This window comes from Antribacter gilvus, assembly GCF_003946865.1.
In the GTDB taxonomy this organism is placed as follows: Bacteria; Actinomycetota; Actinomycetes; order Actinomycetales; family Cellulomonadaceae; genus Antribacter; species Antribacter gilvus.
On the sequence record NZ_QXTH01000003.1, the window covers coordinates 235,393 to 252,700 of the forward strand.

The window sequence follows — 17,308 nt, forward strand, 5'->3', positions numbered from 1 at the left end:
CTTGTCCCCATGAGCTCACCCGCTACGGAGGCGCGCGTTCGTCGCCCCACGGCCGCCGACGGGTTCGTCGTCGTCGACAAGCCCGCCGGCTGGACCAGCCACGACGTGGTCGGCCGGATGCGGCGCCTCGCCGGGACGCGCAAGGTCGGCCACGCGGGGACGCTGGACCCGATGGCCACGGGCGTGCTCGTGCTGGGCATCGGCAAGGCGACGCGCCTCCTCACGTACGTCGTGGGCGCCGACAAGGACTACGACGCGACGATCCGCCTCGGGGTCTCCACCACGACGGACGACGCCGAGGGAGAGGTCGTCTCTGCCGCCGGTGCGGTCGGGGTGCCCGACGACGCCCTGCGGGCGGCGGTCACCGACCTGACGGGCGCCATCCTGCAGGTGCCCACGTCGGTCTCGGCGATCAAGGTCGACGGCAAGCGGGCCTATGCGCGCGTCCGGGCGGGGGAGGAGGTCGAGCTGGCGGCCCGTCCCGTGACGGTCTCGCGCTTCGACGTCCGCTCCGCGACGGCGGGGACGGCCCCGGTGCCGGACGGCGGAGACGTCGCGGTGCTGGACCTGGACGTGACGGTGACCGTGTCGTCCGGGACCTACGTGCGCGCCCTGGCGCGCGACCTCGGCGCGGCGCTCGGGACGGGCGGGCACCTGACGATGCTGCGCCGTACGCGGGTGGGCGGATACCCGCTCGACGACGCGCGGACCCTGTCGGAGCTCGAGGCGCAGGCCGACCGGGACGGCGTGCTCAGCACGCTGCCGCTCGCCGACGCCGCGCGGGCCACGTTCCCCGTGCGCGACCTCTCCGAGGTCGAGGTGCGCGCCCTCGGGTACGGGCAGTGGATCTCGCCGTCCGGTCAGGCCGGGGTGCTGGCCGGGGTCTCACCGTCGGGTGACCTGGTGGCGCTGCTGGAGGACACGCGCAAGCAGGGTGAACCGGCGGCGAAGCCCGTCCTGGTGCTCGCTCCCGCGTGAGTCGGGCGGCGTGTCGCACGGCGCGCATGAGACTTGTCACCAGACCGACATATCCGGTTGGTACTTTGTGCCAATGGGGGTTCGGATCACGGCGGGATGCGACGACCTGGGCGCTGTGATGGCGTCTCTTCCGGCATTCGTGGGGAGGGACCTGAGCGTTGACATCGTGGAGGACGGCAGGGAGGGCACGGCGAGTACGGCCCCGCTCCTGTCGGCGCTGGTCCATGCCCTGCCGTGGTGGCCGCAGGACGCCGCGGAGCTCGGCATCGCCTTCGAGGACTCCTACCTGACCATGCGGGCGCTGCAGGGGCGGCTCGTCGTCAGGACGAAGTTTCCCGCGGTGCGGACCAGCCGTGCGGCCGAGCCGCTCGACCCGCTGCAGCTCGGCTGGCGGTGGTCGGGGCGCACGCACATCCAGCTCCTCGGGTCCACGCGCACGGAGGCGGAGCTGTCCCACTTCTCCGACGTCCTCGACGTCACGGTGCGCCGCTCGCTCGGTGAGGACCGGCTGACGGGCTTCATGTACGGGGCGCCCGAGGCGGCCTGATTCTCCGCTGGGGCCTCCGGCGTGGCACGCTGGACCAGCGCTCCTGGCCGCAGCCCGGAGCGATCCGCGTGGCGTACGAAGGAGCTCGACGAGTGCAGCTGTGGACGGACCTGGAACAGGTCCCCCCGGGGTTCGGCCCGTCGGTCGTGACGATCGGCAACTTCGACGGGGTCCATCGTGGCCATCGGGCCGTGCTGGGCCGGATCGTGCAGCTCGCGCGGTCCGACGACGCCAGGGCCGTCGCCGTGACCTTCCATCCCCACCCGGCCGCCGTGCACCGCCCGGACACCGCGCCCGAGCTCATCACGGGTCTGCAGGACCGCTTGGACCTCATGGCCGAGACGGGCCTCGACGCGGTCCTCCTCGTCGAGTACACGCTCGACTTCGCGGCCCAGACCCCCGACGAGTTCGTGACCCGCTACCTCGTGGACGGGCTGCGCGCCCGGACCGTCGTGGTGGGGCACGACGTGCGGTTCGGCAAGCAGAACGCCGGCACGCTGAGCACGATGGTCGAGCTCGGCGGGGACCACGGGTTCGAGGTCGTCGCGATCGAGGACGTGGGGGAGTGCGTGCCGCCGTCGGGCGCGGGCCAGCAGCGCTGGTCCTCCACGGCCGTGCGTGCGCTGCTCGCAGAGGGTGACGTTGCGCAGGCTGCCGACGTGCTCGGCCGCGCCCACCGCGTCCGCGGCACCGTGGTGCACGGGGACGCTCGCGGGCGCGAGCTCGGCTTCCCCACGGCGAACCTGGGCGGCATCACCGGCATGGTCCCGGCCGACGGCGTGTACGCGGGAAGGTTGCGGCGGCCCTCCCTCGCCGACGGCGAGGCGGACAAGGTGCTGCCGGCGGCGATCTCCATCGGCACCAACCCCACCTTCGACGGCGTGGAGCGCCGCGTCGAGGCCTATGTCCTCGACCGCACCGACCTCGACCTGTACGACGAGGAGGTGGTCCTCGAGTTCGTGGCCCACCTGCGTCCCACGCTGCGCTTCGACGGCATCGACGCTCTCATCACCACGATGCACGACGACGTCGCGCGGGCCCGGGTGATCCTCGGCGCCTGAGCCGACGCGCAGTGCCTGAGCCGACGTGCAGTGACGGCGTAAGGCTGGGTTATTCCCGATATGTCAAGAATGGTCCCGGGTGAAATTCTCGGGATCGTGTCCGGGCCCCCGAGCGCCAAGGCTCCCTTCTCGATGTGACACCCGTCATAGACGAGACACGCCGAAGGGAGCATCACCATGCCTGTCCAGGCCATGGGTCCCACCTACGCGGGCGGGGCGCAACCGATCACCGAGGGCGGGTACGACGTCCTCTACCTCCCGGACGTCAACAACGAGGCCCTCCAGCAGGCGGGCGAGTCCCCGGTCTTCTACTACGTCCCGAACCGCGTCCGCATGGCCCGCAAGGACGGTCCCGACACGGGGGACTTCCTGTTCAACCTGGTCAGGTTCGCCGGGACGGGTGGTGAGAGCGTCATCGGGTCGCCGGGCGAGGTGGCGGGCGGCGTCCTGACGTTCTCGGTCACCGGGGCTCTGCCCGAGGACGTGCGGCGCCAGACCGAGGCCCAGATCATCGCGCAGAACACCGGCAAGCGGGATGCCTTCTGGGGCATCCGCGGCGGGCCCAGGCCGCCGATCTTCCGGCCGGTGATCATCTCCGAGAGCACCACCACCGTCTCCAACGTGGCGCCGACCACGCGCGGGCTGCCCACCGCTGTGACCGCCACCCGGGGCGGCCGGGAGGTCACCACGTTCGACGCCTTCGGGATGCCGGGCCGTCGGGCCGGCGCGCGGCCGATGCCCTCGGCACGCTCCCTCCGGGCGACCCGGGACGACGTCGTCCCGGCCGGTCCCCCCAGCCCGGTGGCGACCGACGGCGCGCCCGTCCTGACGGAGGGCTCCGGGTCCAACCTCGACCCCTGGTACTGGCACATGCAGGGACAGGGGACGGGATCCGTCGACCCGACCGGGACGCACGGGTTCTCCGGCCTCATCGGCGCGTACCCGGCCGCGATCTGCTGGGAGGCGTTCCACGGGACCGCCTCGCCCCTCGTCGTGATCCAGAACTACCGGATGAAGGTCTGGTCGCCGGTGGTGACGCTCAAGATCACGGGCGACTGGGACAGGATCTCCGAGAGCTTCAAGTCGGCCGCCTCCGGCCGGTTCCTGTGGGTGTCGGCCGACATCAAGGCCGAGGTCAACAAGATGCGCATCAACGGCACGATCACCGTCGACATCAAGGTCGACACCACGCTGCCAGGGGCGGAGGAGATCGCGCGCCGCCTCGACGAGAAGAGCGACCTCGTCTACGAGAAGTTCATGGACGCGGCCAAGAGCATTATCTTCGAACCGCCGCGCCAGGAGGCGGAGCCCGCCGAGGCATCGAGCTCGGCCGGCGGCGCCCTCAGCCCCTGGGGTGCCGGGTTCTCGTTCAACTACCGGCGCGACGAGACGCACCTCAACCTCGAGTACAACGAGACGCGGCAGTTCGCGTACCTGCAGGACCACACGATCTCCAACTCGCTGACCGGCATGTACGACGAGATGAAGGCCGACCCGGACGCGGCACGCAAGTACTTCGTGTCGGTCTACCTCGACGACTGGCCCCGCCGGCTGGCGCGGGTGGTGCGGCCCGTGTGCGCCTGGGACGACGGCACCGTCGACTTCATGTCCGTGCAGGTCGGCTACCCCAGCACGACCGGCGACGTGCAGTGGGACGGCCACGCCTTCAGCGCGGACGAGGGCGGCGACGGCTCCTGGAAGTACCAGACCACGCAGAAGGTGGAGTCCGACGTCACGAACAAGCCCGAGGGGTGGACCAGCGACCTGACCTTCATCAAGCGCAAGGTGCACCTGGCCGAGCCGCCGAGCGAGGCCTCGGACCCGTACCGCCGGGTCCAGATCCAGCGCAACGTGGTCGACCTCGACCCGGAGCCCTCGGGCACCCTGCTGAACGACACCACCGTCGAGGTCCGGGCGGACAGCGCCGGACGCCTGAGCGTGGGCCCGATCGAGCTCGGCGTGGTCCTCACGGACAACACGCAGAAGGTCGAGGCGATCTTCGAGGCGGTCGACGACGCCACGGGTGAGCCGGCCGGCCTGGGCCAGGTCCGGTTCGGCTGGGACCAGTCGGACTACGACACCGACCGCATCTGGACCGCGTTCACCGGTGACCCCGCCTTCCGGCCCTTCTACCGGTACAAGGTCCAGGTCACGGTCAAGGGCACGCTGTTCGAGCCGGGCCGGTCCTGGGAGGGGCCGTGGGTGCGGGCCAGCGGCAACGGTCCCCTCGTGGTCGAGGTGCCCCGACCTGACGCCCCCGGGGTCGTCACCCGGTACGTGCCCGACGCCCGGGTGACCCGCCTGCTCGAGGCGGGCCCGGCGTCGTCGGGCAGCGGGACGGAGCCCGTGGCCTCCGCCGCGCCCGAGGTGCCGGAGCTCGTCCCGGCGGGCGCCGGCGCCCGCTCGGCGCCGGTCGCGAACGGGCACCGGACCTATCACGACTACACAGTCTGACGGCGGCTGCCATGTCCATCGTCCAGGACACGGGTGCCGTGTCGTCCGTGGCGGGCGCCGTCCTGGTACCCGTCACGGACGGGGCCGGACGTCCCGTCGTGTCGGCGACGTTCGTGCTCGCGCGCCCGCCGCGGCCCGACGAGCGGCTCGGTCCGCTCGTGGTGCGCGGTGTGCTCGCCGTCGAGCTGGCACTCACGCTGCCCGAGCGGTCCCCGCTCGTCGCGACCACGACCTTCCAGGTCGTCCGCGAGGGGGAGGTGCTCGGGGAGCGCACCGTCTCCGGCCCGTTCGCGCACGGCGCGGTCGACGCCGTCGTGACGGGGCCCCTGGCCGCCGAGCTCCTCGACGGGATCCTCGGCGGACCCACCGGGATCGGCCTGCGCGCCGAGGCCTGTACCGCGGTCCCGCCCGGTGGCCGCTCCGCGGGCCATACAGCGACCGCCGGGATGGACCTGCTGTCCCGGGCGATCTCGCGCGAGCCCGAGGCGTACGTCCACCTCGTCTGCGAGGACGGCGGCGCCCTGCACGACGTGCTGCCCGTCCGCCGGAGCGCCCCGGCGCGCGGGGCGGGAGCGCGCCGGCTGCCGCGGGTCGCGCGTGGCAAGGAGGTGATGTCGCTCTCGGCGGCCCTGGGTCGCCCGACCGCCTCGGTCACACCGCTGTCGGCGGCCGCTCACCTCGGCGCCGTCGTCACCCCCGTGCTCGTCACCGAGGCCCTCGGGCTGCCCCCGCGGCTGCGCACGGGCCCCGACGTCGTCGACCCGGCGGCTCCCGTGTGGCCGGACCTGAGCCGTGCGGGCCACCTCTGGTACGCCCCTGCGCTGACCGTCATGACCCCCGACCCTGCGGCAGGCCATGAGGGCGCGCCGTTCGGCTTCACCGTCGCGACCGAGCCGGGCCACTCGCTCGACGGCGTCCCGGCGCTCGGGGCCACCGTGGACGTCACCCTGGTCGCGGGACCGTCCCCCGAGACCGTCGCGGCGGCCAAGGCCGCGGGCGGCACCCTGCACGCGGTCACGCTGACCGCGCCGCTGGTCCAGCTCGAGATCCCGTTCCGGGACGAGGGCGGCGTCACCCGGGTGGAACGGATCCCGGCCACGAGCACCGACGCGACGGAGGTCACGGAAGGGACCGTCGTCCGCGCTCGGTTCCGCCTCCTCGACGCCTGGGCCCGGCTCGCCTACGGCGCGCTCTCGACGCCCGGCTTCCAGACGTCGCCTGCCGTCGTGTCGCTCACCGGGACCTTCGACGGGTGGCGGCAGCGGACCACGCAGCCCGTCCTCGGCACGGCGAACCTGTGGGCGATCGACGCCCCCGCCGTCACGGTACGGCGGCCGCGGACAGGCGCTCGCGCGGCCCGCCGCGGGCCGGCAGGGCGCGCGCCGGGGGCGAGCCTGGCCCTGGCGATCCTTCCGCCGGCCGTCCTGGCCGGGTCGGTGGGGCCCGCCTGGCAGATCCGTCCCGACCTGCTGGACCGGCTCACCCGGCGCGAGCGGGAGCGGGCGCGCCTCACGGTGCGCCGCACCGTGGAGGCGTCGTTCCCGTGCGCGACCCTCGGCGAGCTGTACCGCGAGGTGGCCGACGACGGCACCACCCGTGCCGTCGGGTGCCGTCCGGCCCTGCAGCTGGGACAGACGGAGCACCGCACGTACGAGCCGCTGCCCGTCGCGGCGGCGCTCGGTCACGCCCAGGTGCTCCGCAGCCTCCGGAGCCCGGGCCGGTTCCTCGTCGTACCGGAGCGGTACGGGGTGGGCCGGTTCGCCGCCGACGACGACCGTCCCTACCGGCCGCGCCTGCTGGTGCACAGCACGATCGACACCGACGACCTGTCCCAGGTGCGGTGCGTGATCGCGGCGGGCCTCGAGCCCGACCTACCGCCCTCGGTCCGCTCGGCGATCCTCGCCGAGCTGCGCGAGCACCACCCGGACCCGGTCCTGGAGCTCCCGCCGTCCGCGGGCGTGGAACCCGCGGTGCGCTGGGCGGTCCCGTCCGAGACGGACGTCGTGGAGCTCGCGACCGCCGACGGCTACGAGGTCACGGTGTCCTGCGGCATCGCCCTCTTCCTCGCCCTGCGCTCGCTCCTCGAGCGCGGTGGCGTCGTCGGGGTGGCCACCCTCGAGCTGCCCGGAGGCCTGCTGGTCTCGAGCCGCCTGGTGCTCGCCGCCGGTTCCATCACCGGGCCGTACGACGGCGGCGTGGTCGAGCAGACGGCCGGGCCGGGGACCGTGACGCTCACCAACCGCGCCGGGGTCGGCGTCGCCGTCAGCGGCCTGGCCCGCGACGGGGCGGTCGTGGCGCCCGTGTCGGCGGTGCTCGTCCCCGGCGGGACCGTCGAGGTCGCCGTGCCGGACGCGGGACCGTTCGACGTCGAGTACCGGTGCGACACGGGCCGCGAGGCGTTCGACGAGATTCCCGCATACATCGACGACCTCGAGGTCGGGATCACGTTCGTGGCCACCGAGGCGGCGCTCGCGGGCGTCGCCGGCCTGCAGGTGAGCACGTCGTTCATCGGCCGGGACGACCCGGACGACCTCGAGCTCACCGCCACGACCCCACAGGCGCGGCGCGACTACGTGCTGCCGCTCACGACGTTCGCCGGCGACCCCACGCTCGTGCTGCGCGTGACGGCGGTCGGCACGGACGGCACACGGACCACCTCGGACCCGGTCACCTGGCCGATCCGCGCCCGCGGGACGGTCGTGCCGATCGGCCCGGCGCTCCCGGCCGGGACCTAGAGAGCAGCACTGGACAAGGAGGACGATCATGACCGGATACTCGCTCCACATCGGGCTCAACCACGTCGATCCCGCGGCCTACAACGGCTGGGACGGCGCACTGAACGGTTGCATCAACGACGCGAACGCGATGGTGGCGCTCGCACAGCAGGCGGGATTCACGCCCACACGGCTCCTCGACGGGCAGGCGACGTCGCAGGCGGTGGTCGGGGAGCTCGCGCTCCTCGCCCAGCGCGCCGTGGCGGGCGACCTGTGCCTGGTCACCTACTCGGGCCACGGCGGCCACGTCGACGACGCGAGCGGCGACGACGAGGACGGCCAGGACGAGACGTGGGTCCTGTTCGACCGTCAGGTCCTCGACGACGAGCTCGCTCAGATGTGGGCGCAGTTCCGCCCCGGCGTCCGGATCCTCGTGCTCTCCGACTCGTGCCACTCGGGCACGGTGGCCAAGAGCACCGTCGCCCAGGCGAGCCGGGACAGCCTCGCGCAGGTCTGCGCGCGGACGCGCGACGTACCCGACGTGACGGCCACCCGGCCCAAGCACATGCCGTACGCCGTGCAGTCCGCCGACAACGAACGGCGGCGCGGTACGTACCAGTTCGTGCAGGCGCTCGCCGGTACCCGGTCCACCGCGATCACGCAGGCCTCGGTGATCCTGATCTCCGGCTGTCAGGACAACCAGCTGTCGTACGACGGCGACGTGAACGGCCAGTTCACGGGGACGTTGCTGCGGGTGTGGCAGTCGGGGGCCTTCAGCGGCGACCACAAGGCGTTCCACTCCGCGATCGTGGCGCAGATGCCGCCCGACCAGACGCCGAACCTCTACCTGACGGGAGCCAACGACCTGGCGTTCCTCGGGCAGCGGCCGTTCACCGTGTCGCCGGCGGGCCCTGCTCCCTCCAGCCAGGGCACACCGCCGAACCCCGTCGTGGTGCCGCCGAGCGCGCGTCCGACGCTGCGACAGGGGGCAGTCGGTCCCGACGTGGCCTACCTCCAGGAGCGCCTCAACGCGCACGGCGCGAGCCTGTCGATCGACGCCTCGTTCGGGCCGGCCACCACGCGCGCGGTCGCCGGCTTCCAGTCGGCGCAGGGCCTGGTGGCTGACGGCGTCGTCGGTCCGGCCTCGTGGAACGCGCTCGAGACGGCGCCCGTGGGTGGGACGTCCGGGGGGTACACGCCGGCGCCCGCTCCGTACACGCCGGCGCCTGCTCCTGCGCCCGCTCCGGCGCCGTACACGCCCGCGCCGGCGCCGGCTCCCGCGCCGGTGACGGTCACCACGGCCCCCCGGCCGACCGTCCGGCGGGGGTCGTCGGGCGAGCACGTGCGGTACCTGCAGCACAGGCTGTCCCAGCAGGGCTACTCGGTGTCCGCCGACGGGAGCTTCGGGCCCGGGACGGAGTCCGCCGTGCGGTCCTTCCAGCGTTCGTTCGGGCTGTTCGCGGACGGCGTCGTCGGGCCCAGGACCTGGGAGCTGCTCGGCTGAGGACCGGTGCGGGGCTCGCGCGAAGGCGCGGGTCCCGCACCCGTGCGCGGGGACGATCCTGGCCCGCCGTGCGTTGGGCCCGGCGTGGACCACCTGATACTCGAGCTGACCGATCTCGCCGTGGGCTACGGGGACAACGCCGTCAGCCCACCCGTGACGCTGGACGTCGGGCCGGGTGAGCTCGTCGCCGTGATCGGCGCCAACGGCACCGGCAAGTCGACCCTCCTGCGGACGGTGCTCGGGCTGCAGGAGCCGCTCGGCGGCGTCGTGCGGGCCTTCGGCCGCGAGGTGGACGAGCGGGAGAAGGGCTTTCGGGCCCGGGTCGCGGGCGTGCTCGACGACGACGCGTTCTTCCCCGGGGTGACGGTGCGGGAGCACCTGGTGCTGGTGGCGCGCGGGCACGGCGTACCGGGTGCTGGCGCGGTGGTGGACGACGTGCTCGGCCGGCTCGGCCTGGCCGACCACGCGGACGCGGTGCCGTACGCGCTGTCGTCGGGACAGCGCCGCCGGTTCCTGCTGGCCGGCGCGTTCGTGCGGCCGCGCGACCTCCTCGTGCTCGACGAGCCCGAGCAGCGTCTCGACCTCCGGATGCGGGGCGAGCTCGCGGGCTTCCTGCGCGCGGAGTCCGACGCCGGCACCGCCGTGCTCTTCGCCACCCACGACGACCGCCTGCTCGCCGCGACCGGTGCCAGGGCGCTCCTGATCTCCGAGGACGGGGTCCGCGTGCTCGAGCCCGCCGAGGCCCAGGCGGCGCTCGAGGCGGTGCGATGAGCGAGGACGCAGCTCCTCGCCTGGGCGGCGGGGCTGTCACCGACGCGGACGAGCAGCTCAGCGGGACGGAGCTGCGCCGGCTGACCACCCGGGTGCGGCTGGCCCGTGCCGGGGTGACCCCGGGCGAGCTGTTCACGGACCTGGCCGGCACGGTGATCTCCGTGGCGATCGCCGCCGGGATGCTCGTCGGGATCGCCGGCTGGACGCGGGACCTCCTGGACACGGGCCCCGGAACGCTCGGTCCCGGGCTGGTCCAGGGCCTCGGGCTCGCCGCACTCCTGGTCTCGGGCGCGGGCCTGGCGCTGCGCCTGGGCCCGGCCGGCGTCGGGGCGGCGGGGGTGCGCTGGTGGGTCCCGACCACGGCCGACCGGAGCGGGCTGGTCCGGCCGTCGGTCGCCATGACGCTGCTCGCCTGGACCGCCGGCGGCGGGCTGGGCGGAGGAGTGCTCGCCGGCGTGGCGGGGGCCGACGTCGCGACGGGGCTCGCGACCACGGCGCTCGGCGCGGCGGTCGGGCTGCTCGTCGTGGCGTCGGCGGGGATGCTCCAGGCGGGGAGGGCTCCTGAGCCGGGGGAGCGCGGCGGCCCGGCGTCGGGCGCACCCCGGTGGAACCGCGCCTCCGTGCGGAACCGCGCCTCCGTGCGGGACCGCGTCGCGGTCCTGCTCGACCTGTTGCTCGCCGCCGTGCCGGCGGCCGGGGTGGTGGTCCTCCTGACCGGCTCGGCCGACCTGGGGACGTGGGCCGCCCCGTGGTGGGTCTCGGCGGTCGTGGCGGTCACGGGGGCCGTCCTCGCGGTCCTGTGGACCGCGCGGCTGGAGCGGGTCGGCGCGCCCGAGCTCCGGGCACGGGCCGCGGTCGCGGACCAGCTGCTCGGGGCGGTCCTCTCGGCCGACACCCGAGGGCTCGGCCGCGCCCTGTCCACGGGACCGAGGCCGGGGCGCCGTCGTCGGCTCCTCGGGACGGCCGCGGGGGCCGTGCGCGGGCCGCGGTCGGCGCTCCTCGCCGCGGACCTGCTCCTCGTGCTGCGCGCGCCCGCGACCCTGGCCGGGATCGTCGCGCTCGCGGCGCTCGGCGTGGTCGCGGTGCAGGTGCCGCTGCTGGCCGACGGGCTGGGTCTCTGGGCCGTGCTCGCGGGGCTCGGCTACGGGGCGGGGACCGCCGCGTCGGCGGGCGCCCGGGGTGCGTCGGACGCGCCGCGGGTCGACGCTCTCCTGCCGGTCGGTGCGCGGACGGTGCGGGCCGTGCGGGTGGTGGTGCCCGCCGTCGTCGCGTCGCTCGTGCTGGCGGCCGCCGGCCTGGCGCTCGGGGACCCCCGGTGGTTCCCGGTGCTGCTCGGGGCGGCGGTGGTGCTCGGCACCGCGGCCGTGCGCGCCGCGTACCGGCAGCCGCCGGACTGGTCCGCGCCGCTGCTCGCCACGCCGATGGGCGCCGTGCCGGTCGGGGCGGTCGCCCACGCGGCCGACGGGCCGGACCTGGCGCTGGTCGGGACGATCCCGCTCCTCGTCGCTGCGGTGACGAGCCCGTCGTGGACCGTCGCGGCGGTGCAGCTCGCCGTGGCCGTGCTGGGTGTGGCGCTCGTCCTGCCCCGGCGGGGAAAACGGCTGGTAAAGTAGGAGAGCCGTCTGAACGGCCGCGGATCGAGAGCGCACCGGTGAACGAGTCCTGGTGCACCGCGCAACGACACCTGAGGAGAGCCAATGCCGCTCGACACTGCCACCAAGCAGCGCATCATGTCCGAGTTCGCGACCCGCGAGGGCGACACCGGTTCGCCCGAGGTGCAGATCGCGATGCTGACCCAGCGCATCAAGGACCTGACCGAGCACCTCAAGGAGCACAAGCACGACCACCACAGCCGTCGTGGTCTGCTGCTCCTGGTCGGTCAGCGTCGTCGCCTCCTGGGTTACCTCCAGAAGATCGACATCGCGCGCTACCGCACGCTGATCGAGCGTCTCGGTCTGCGTCGCTGACAATGTCGCCTACCAGCCCGGTCCCCCTGCGGGGGCCGGGCTGGTCTGGTGAGATGTACGAGTAACAACCAGTCCGCGCCGCCGGAACCTCGTCCGGTCCTCGGTAGTGGCCTCCCGACCTGCTCAGAGCACGCGTCGGTGGGCCTCGATCGAAGACCGTCGGGTCCGGATGGCGCACCAGACAGAAGGAGGGCACCCGTGGAGGGTCCCGAGATCCAGTTCGCCGAGGCCGTTATCGACAACGGCCGCTTCGGCAAGCGCACCGTCCGTTTTGAGACCGGGCGCCTCGCCCGGCAGGCCGCGGGTTCCGTGGCCGCCTACCTCGACGGCGAGACCATGCTGCTGTCGGCCACGACGGCCGGCAAGCACCCCAAGGAGCAGTTCGACTTCTTCCCCCTGACGGTGGACGTCGAGGAGCGCATGTACGCCGCGGGCCGTATCCCCGGCTCGTTCTTCCGCCGCGAGGGCCGTCCCTCGACCGAGGCGATCCTGGCCTGCCGCCTGATCGACCGCCCGCTGCGCCCCCTGTTCGTCAAGGGCCTGCGCAACGAGGTCCAGGTCGTCATCACCGTGCTGTCGATCCACCCGGACGACGCGTACGACACGCTGGCCATCAACGCCGCCTCGGCGTCGACCCAGATCTCCGGCCTGCCGTTCTCCGGCCCGGTCGGTGCCGTCCGCATCGCCCTCATCGACGGCCAGTGGGTCGCGTTCCCCAAGTACTCCGACAAGGAGCGTGCCGTCTTCGACATGGTCGTCGCCGGCCGTGTCGTGGGTGACGACGTCGCGATCGCGATGATCGAGGCCGAGGCCTCGAACAACTCGTGGAAGCTCATCAAGGAGGAGGGCGTCGCCGCCCCCACCGAGGAGGTCGTGGCCCAGGGTATCGAGGCCGCGAAGCCGTTCCTCAAGGCCCTGTGCGAGGCGCAGGCTGCGCTCGCCGCGCAGTCGGCCAAGCCGGTCCAGGAGTTCCCGGTGTTCCCGGACTACCAGCCGGACGCGTTCGACGCGGTCGAGGCCGAGGTGGCCGCCGACCTGCGCGAGGCCCTGGCCATCGGCGACAAGCAGACCCGCGAGAACCGTCTCGACGAGATCAAGGCCGCCATGGTCGGCCGTCTCCAGGACGGCTTCGACGGCCGCGAGAAGGAGCTGTCGGCGGCGTACCGCTCGCTGCAGAAGAAGCTCGTGCGCCAGCGCGTCCTCACGGACGGCGTCCGCATCGACGGCCGCGGTCTGGCCGACATCCGCACGCTCTCGGCCGAGGTCGAGGTGCTCCCGCGTGTGCACGGCTCCGCCCTGTTCGAGCGTGGCGAGACCCAGATCATGGGCGTCACCACGCTGAACATGCTCCGCATGGAGCAGCAGATCGACTCGCTCGGTCCGGAGACGCGCAAGCGCTACATGCACAACTACAACTTCCCGCCGTACTCGACCGGTGAGACCGGCCGCGTGGGCTCGCCCAAGCGCCGCGAGATCGGTCACGGTGCGCTCGCCGAGCGTGCCCTGGTGCCGGTGCTGCCGTCGCGCGAGGACTTCCCCTACGCGATCCGCCAGGTCTCGGAGGCGCTGGGCTCCAACGGCTCCACGTCGATGGGCTCGGTCTGCGCCTCGACGCTGTCGCTGCTCAACGCCGGTGTGCCCCTGAAGGCGCCCGTCGCGGGCATCGCCATGGGCCTGATCTCGGACACGGTGGACGGTGAGACCCGCTACGCGGCGCTCACCGACATCCTCGGTGCCGAGGACGCGTTCGGCGACATGGACTTCAAGGTCGCCGGCACGCGCGAGTTCGTCACGGCCATCCAGCTCGACACCAAGCTCGAGGGCATCCCCGCCTCGGTGCTGACGGCCGCGCTGCTGCAGGCCCGTGACGCCCGCCTGACGATCCTCGACGTCATCGCCGAGGCCATCGACACGCCGGACGAGATGTCACCGAACGCCCCGCGCGTTATCACGGTGAAGGTCCCGACCGACAAGATCGGCGAGGTCATCGGCCCGAAGGGCAAGATGATCAACCAGATCCAGGAGGAGACGGGCGCGGACATCTCCATCGAGGACGACGGCACCGTGTACATCGGTGCTGTCGACGGCCCGTCGGCCGAGGCCGCCCGCGCGGCGATCAACGCGATCGCCAACCCGCACGTCCCCGAGATCGGTGAGCGTTTCGTCGGCACGGTCGTCAAGACCACGTCGTTCGGCGCGTTCATCTCGCTCGCCCCGGGGCGTGACGGTCTGCTGCACATCAGCCAGATCCGCAAGCTCGTGGGCGGCAAGCGCGTCGAGAACGTCGACGACGTGCTGTCCATCGGCCAGAAGGTCCAGGTCGAGATCGGTGAGATCGACCCGCGCGGCAAGCTCTCGCTCGTCGCCGTGACCGAGGAGTCCGAGGGTGCCGAGGGCGACGCGCCCACGGACTCGGACGCGGCCGAGGCCGTCGCCACGGAGCCGGCGGAAGCCTGACGTGACCTGGCACCTTCCGCTCGTCGCTGACGGCGAGCCCGGTGCCGAGCTGACCGCCGGGCAGGATGGTGCGACGATCCGTCGCACCATCCTGCCCGGCGGTGTCCGCGTGCTCACCGAGCAGATGCCGGGCCAGCGCTCGGCGACGGTGGGCGCGTGGGTCGGCGTCGGTTCCCGGGACGAGACAGACGGACATTTCGGCTCCACGCACTTCCTGGAGCACCTGCTCTTCAAGGGCACCACGCGCCGCACGGCGATGGACATCGCCGAGGCGTTCGACGCCGTCGGTGGCGAGGCCAACGCCGCGACCGGCAAGGAGCACACGTGCTACTACGCGCGCGTGCTCGACACGGACCTGCCCATGGCGATCGACGTCATCTCGGACATGGTCACCTCCGCCCGTCTCGACGCGGACGAGCTGGAGACCGAGCGCGGGGTCATCCTCGAAGAGCTCGCCATGAACGACGACGACCCGGGCGACGTGGCGCACGAGGAGTTCTCCGCCGCCGTCCTCGGCAAGCACCCGCTCGGGCGACCGATCGGCGGCACGCCGGACACGATCAGGGACGTCCCGCGCGAGGCCGTGCTGGAGCACTACCGCTGGCACTACCGCCCGGAGACCCTCGTGGTCACCGCAGCGGGCGGCGTGGACCACGAGACGCTCGTGGACCAGGTGACGGAGGCGCTGACCGCCGGCGGCTGGTCGCTCGACGAGCCGGTCGCGCCGCGTGCCCGCCGGTCCGACGTCGAGGACCTCGACGGCGTCCCCACCGAGGGCGTGGCCCTCACGATCCGCCGCACGGTGGAGCAGGCGAACATCGTCATCGGCTCCACCGGGCTCTCCGCGACGGACGACCGCAGGTTCGCGCTCTCCGTGCTGAACGCCGCTCTCGGCGGCGGCATGTCGTCCCGCCTGTTCCAGGAGATCCGCGAGAAGCGGGGCCTGGCCTACACGACGTACTCGTTCGCGTCGGGCCACGGCGGCGTGGGCACGTTCGGCCTGTACGCGGGCTGCGCGCCGGCCAAGGTGGACCAGGTGACCGACCTGCTGGTATCCGAGCTGGAGCGGCTCGCCGCCGACGGCATCACGGGCGCCGAGCTCGACCGCTCGATCGGTCAGCTCTCCGGCGGGCTGGTCCTCGGTCTCGAGGACTCAGGCTCGCGGATGAGCCGGCTCGGCAAGGCGGAGCTCGTCTACGGCGAGCTGCTGTCCGTGGCGGAGTCGCTCGAGCGCATCAAGGCCGTGACCGCCGACGACGTCCGCGCCCTCGCCGAGGACCTGGCCGCCAGGCCGCGGTCCGTGGTACGTGTGGGCCCGTTCGGCGACTGAGCCGGAGGTGCAGCGCAGGGTGGGTCCGCAGCGGAGCAAGGACCCGCCCGGAGCGGAACCGCGGGCTCAGTCGCACAACGAAAGAGCCTGAGCTGGAAGTGCAGCGCAGGGTGGGTCCGCAGCGGAGCAAGGACCCGCCCGGAGCGGAACCGCAGGCTCAGTCGCACAACGAAAGAGACTGAGCTCGATCTGAGAGAAAGGTCGATCGTGACTGACATCAAGGTCGCCGTGCTCGGCGCCTCCGGGCGCATGGGCGCCCAGACCTGCGGCGCGGTCGAGGCGGCGCCGGGTCTCGAGCTCGTCGCGCGGCTCGCCCGCGACGACGAGCTCGACGCCGGCACGCTCGCGGGCGCGGACGTCGCGGTGGACTTCACCGTGCCGTCCGTGACCGAGGCCAACGTGCACGCCCTAATCGACGCCGGGGTGCACGCGGTGGTCGGCACCACCGGCTGGGACGACGCCTCCCGGGGGCGCGTCGTCGAGCACCTGGACCGGGTGAACGCCGAGCGGGCCGCCGCCGGAAAGGCGGGGCTCGGCGTGCTGATCGCCCCGAACTTCGGCCTCTCGGCGGTGCTGGCGATGACGTTCGCCGCCAAGGCGGCGCGCTACTTCGAGTCCGCGGAGGTGGTGGAGCTCCATCACCCCGACAAGGTGGACGCGCCGTCGGGCACCGCCCGGCACACGGCCGCGGCGATCGCCCGCGCTCGCGCGGAGGCGGGCCTCGGCCCGTCGCCCGACGCCACGGAGTCCGGCTGGGAGGCCCGCGGCGCCGACGTCGACGGCGTGCGGGTGCACGCCGTCCGGCTCCGGGGCCTCGTGGCGCACGAGGAGATCCTCTTCGGGAACGAGGGGGAGCAGCTCGTGATCCGGCAGGACTCGTTCGACCGGGCGTCGTTCATGCCGGGCGTCGTCCTCGCGGTGCGTTCGGTGGCGGGCCGGCCTGGCCTGACAGTCGGTCTCGAGCACGTCCTGGACCTGTCGTGACCACCGAGCCGGCGTCGTCGGGCCGACGCCGGATGCCGCGCGGCCTGCCCGGCGCGGTCGCCGTCACGGCGCTGCTCGCGCTCTACGTGTGGCAGATCGCGGGCCGGGGCATCGCGATGATCCGCACCGGCGAGCCAGTGCTGATCGCGATCGGGCTGGCCGTGCTCGTGATCCCGCTGCTGGTCATCGGCCTGATCGCCCGCGAGTACCGCCTCGCGAGCGCCGTCCAGCGCATGGCCGACGAGCTCGCCGCGGAGGGTGACCTGCCCGTCGACGACCTGCCGCGCTCGCCCGGCGGCCGGATCGACCGCGCGGCCGCCGACGCCGCGTTCGAGCCTCGTCGCGCCGCCGTCGAACAGCGACCCGACGACTGGCGCGCCTGGTACCACCTCGCCTTCGCGTACGACGCCTCGGGCGACCGGCGTCGCGCGCGGGCCGCGCTGCGCCAGGCCTCCGCTCTCCACCGGACGTCGTAGGCGAGGGCGGCTGGGGGTCCGCCGTGAGACGGACGACCGCCAGGGTTCACGCTGCCGTGACACGC

Annotated in this window: 13 protein-coding genes; all 13 read left to right on the forward strand. The window is 73.4% G+C overall.

The genetic code is table 11. From position 1 onward, the window contains the following. The first annotated feature begins 9 nt into the window (after positions 1-9). Positions 10-978: a tRNA pseudouridine(55) synthase TruB gene (truB, locus tag D1350_RS06850; protein ID WP_125775224.1), complete on the forward strand. Its 969-nt coding sequence runs from the start codon at positions 10-12 to the stop codon at positions 976-978. Between the two features lie 166 nt (positions 979-1,144). Further along, positions 1,145-1,525: a hypothetical protein gene (locus D1350_RS06855; protein ID WP_125775226.1), complete on the forward strand. Its 381-nt coding sequence runs from the start codon at positions 1,145-1,147 to the stop codon at positions 1,523-1,525. Between the two features lie 92 nt (positions 1,526-1,617). Further along, positions 1,618-2,586, forward strand: coding sequence for a bifunctional riboflavin kinase/FAD synthetase (locus tag D1350_RS06860; protein WP_125775228.1), 969 nt, complete (start codon positions 1,618-1,620; stop codon positions 2,584-2,586). A gap of 177 nt (positions 2,587-2,763) precedes the next feature. After that, positions 2,764-5,040 carry a hypothetical protein gene (locus tag D1350_RS06865; protein ID WP_125775230.1) on the forward strand — a complete coding sequence of 759 codons (2,277 nt, stop codon included), beginning with the start codon at positions 2,764-2,766 and terminating at the stop codon, positions 5,038-5,040. An 11-nt stretch (positions 5,041-5,051) separates the two neighbouring features. Then, positions 5,052-7,775 (forward strand): hypothetical protein, encoded by a 2,724-nt coding sequence (locus D1350_RS06870; RefSeq protein WP_125775232.1) that lies wholly within the window; start codon positions 5,052-5,054, stop codon positions 7,773-7,775. 28 nt (positions 7,776-7,803) lie between these two features. Further along, a complete protein-coding gene (locus tag D1350_RS24325) occupies positions 7,804-9,258 on the forward strand; it encodes a peptidoglycan-binding protein (RefSeq protein ID WP_164545056.1) in 1,455 nt (484 codons plus the stop codon). A gap of 84 nt (positions 9,259-9,342) precedes the next feature. Then, complete coding sequence (locus D1350_RS06880) at positions 9,343-10,029, forward strand: ABC transporter ATP-binding protein (protein ID WP_164545057.1); 687 nt, start codon at positions 9,343-9,345, stop codon at positions 10,027-10,029. Beyond that, on the forward strand, positions 10,026-11,642 hold the full coding sequence (locus tag D1350_RS06885) for a DUF6297 family protein (RefSeq protein WP_125775233.1): 1,617 nt from the start codon (positions 10,026-10,028) through the stop codon (positions 11,640-11,642). The genes D1350_RS06880 and D1350_RS06885 overlap by 4 nt, the downstream gene beginning before the upstream one ends. Before the next feature lie 84 nt (positions 11,643-11,726). After that, entirely contained in the window at positions 11,727-11,996 is a 270-nt protein-coding gene (rpsO, locus tag D1350_RS06890; RefSeq protein ID WP_125775234.1) for a 30S ribosomal protein S15, read from the forward strand. A 198-nt stretch (positions 11,997-12,194) separates the two neighbouring features. After that, the gene (locus tag D1350_RS06895; RefSeq protein WP_125775235.1) at positions 12,195-14,453 is read left to right on the forward strand and encodes a polyribonucleotide nucleotidyltransferase; all 2,259 of its coding nucleotides are present in this window, start codon (positions 12,195-12,197) and stop codon (positions 14,451-14,453) included. A 1-nt stretch (position 14,454) separates the two neighbouring features. After that, a complete protein-coding gene (locus tag D1350_RS06900) occupies positions 14,455-15,783 on the forward strand; it encodes a M16 family metallopeptidase (RefSeq protein ID WP_125775236.1) in 1,329 nt (442 codons plus the stop codon). Between the two features lie 207 nt (positions 15,784-15,990). Next, on the forward strand, positions 15,991-16,767 hold the full coding sequence (dapB, locus tag D1350_RS06905) for a 4-hydroxy-tetrahydrodipicolinate reductase (RefSeq protein WP_125775237.1): 777 nt from the start codon (positions 15,991-15,993) through the stop codon (positions 16,765-16,767). A 32-nt stretch (positions 16,768-16,799) separates the two neighbouring features. Continuing rightward, positions 16,800-17,243 (forward strand): hypothetical protein, encoded by a 444-nt coding sequence (locus D1350_RS06910; RefSeq protein WP_125775402.1) that lies wholly within the window; start codon positions 16,800-16,802, stop codon positions 17,241-17,243. Positions 17,244-17,308 lie beyond the last annotated feature (65 nt).

Excerpts from the sequence above, each read along its gene's own strand:
- truB (WP_125775224.1), top strand. The coding sequence starts at position 10 with ATGAGCTCACCCGCTACGGAGGCGCGCGTTCGTCGCCCCACGGCCGCC.
- D1350_RS06865 (WP_125775230.1), top strand. The coding sequence starts at position 2,764 with ATGCCTGTCCAGGCCATGGGTCCCACCTACGCGGGCGGGGCGCAACCG.
- D1350_RS06870 (WP_125775232.1), top strand. The coding sequence starts at position 5,052 with ATGTCCATCGTCCAGGACACGGGTGCCGTGTCGTCCGTGGCGGGCGCC.
- D1350_RS24325 (WP_164545056.1), top strand. The coding sequence starts at position 7,804 with ATGACCGGATACTCGCTCCACATCGGGCTCAACCACGTCGATCCCGCG.
- D1350_RS06885 (WP_125775233.1), top strand. The coding sequence starts at position 10,026 with ATGAGCGAGGACGCAGCTCCTCGCCTGGGCGGCGGGGCTGTCACCGAC.
- rpsO (WP_125775234.1), top strand. The coding sequence starts at position 11,727 with ATGCCGCTCGACACTGCCACCAAGCAGCGCATCATGTCCGAGTTCGCG.
- D1350_RS06910 (WP_125775402.1), top strand. The coding sequence starts at position 16,800 with ATGCCGCGCGGCCTGCCCGGCGCGGTCGCCGTCACGGCGCTGCTCGCG.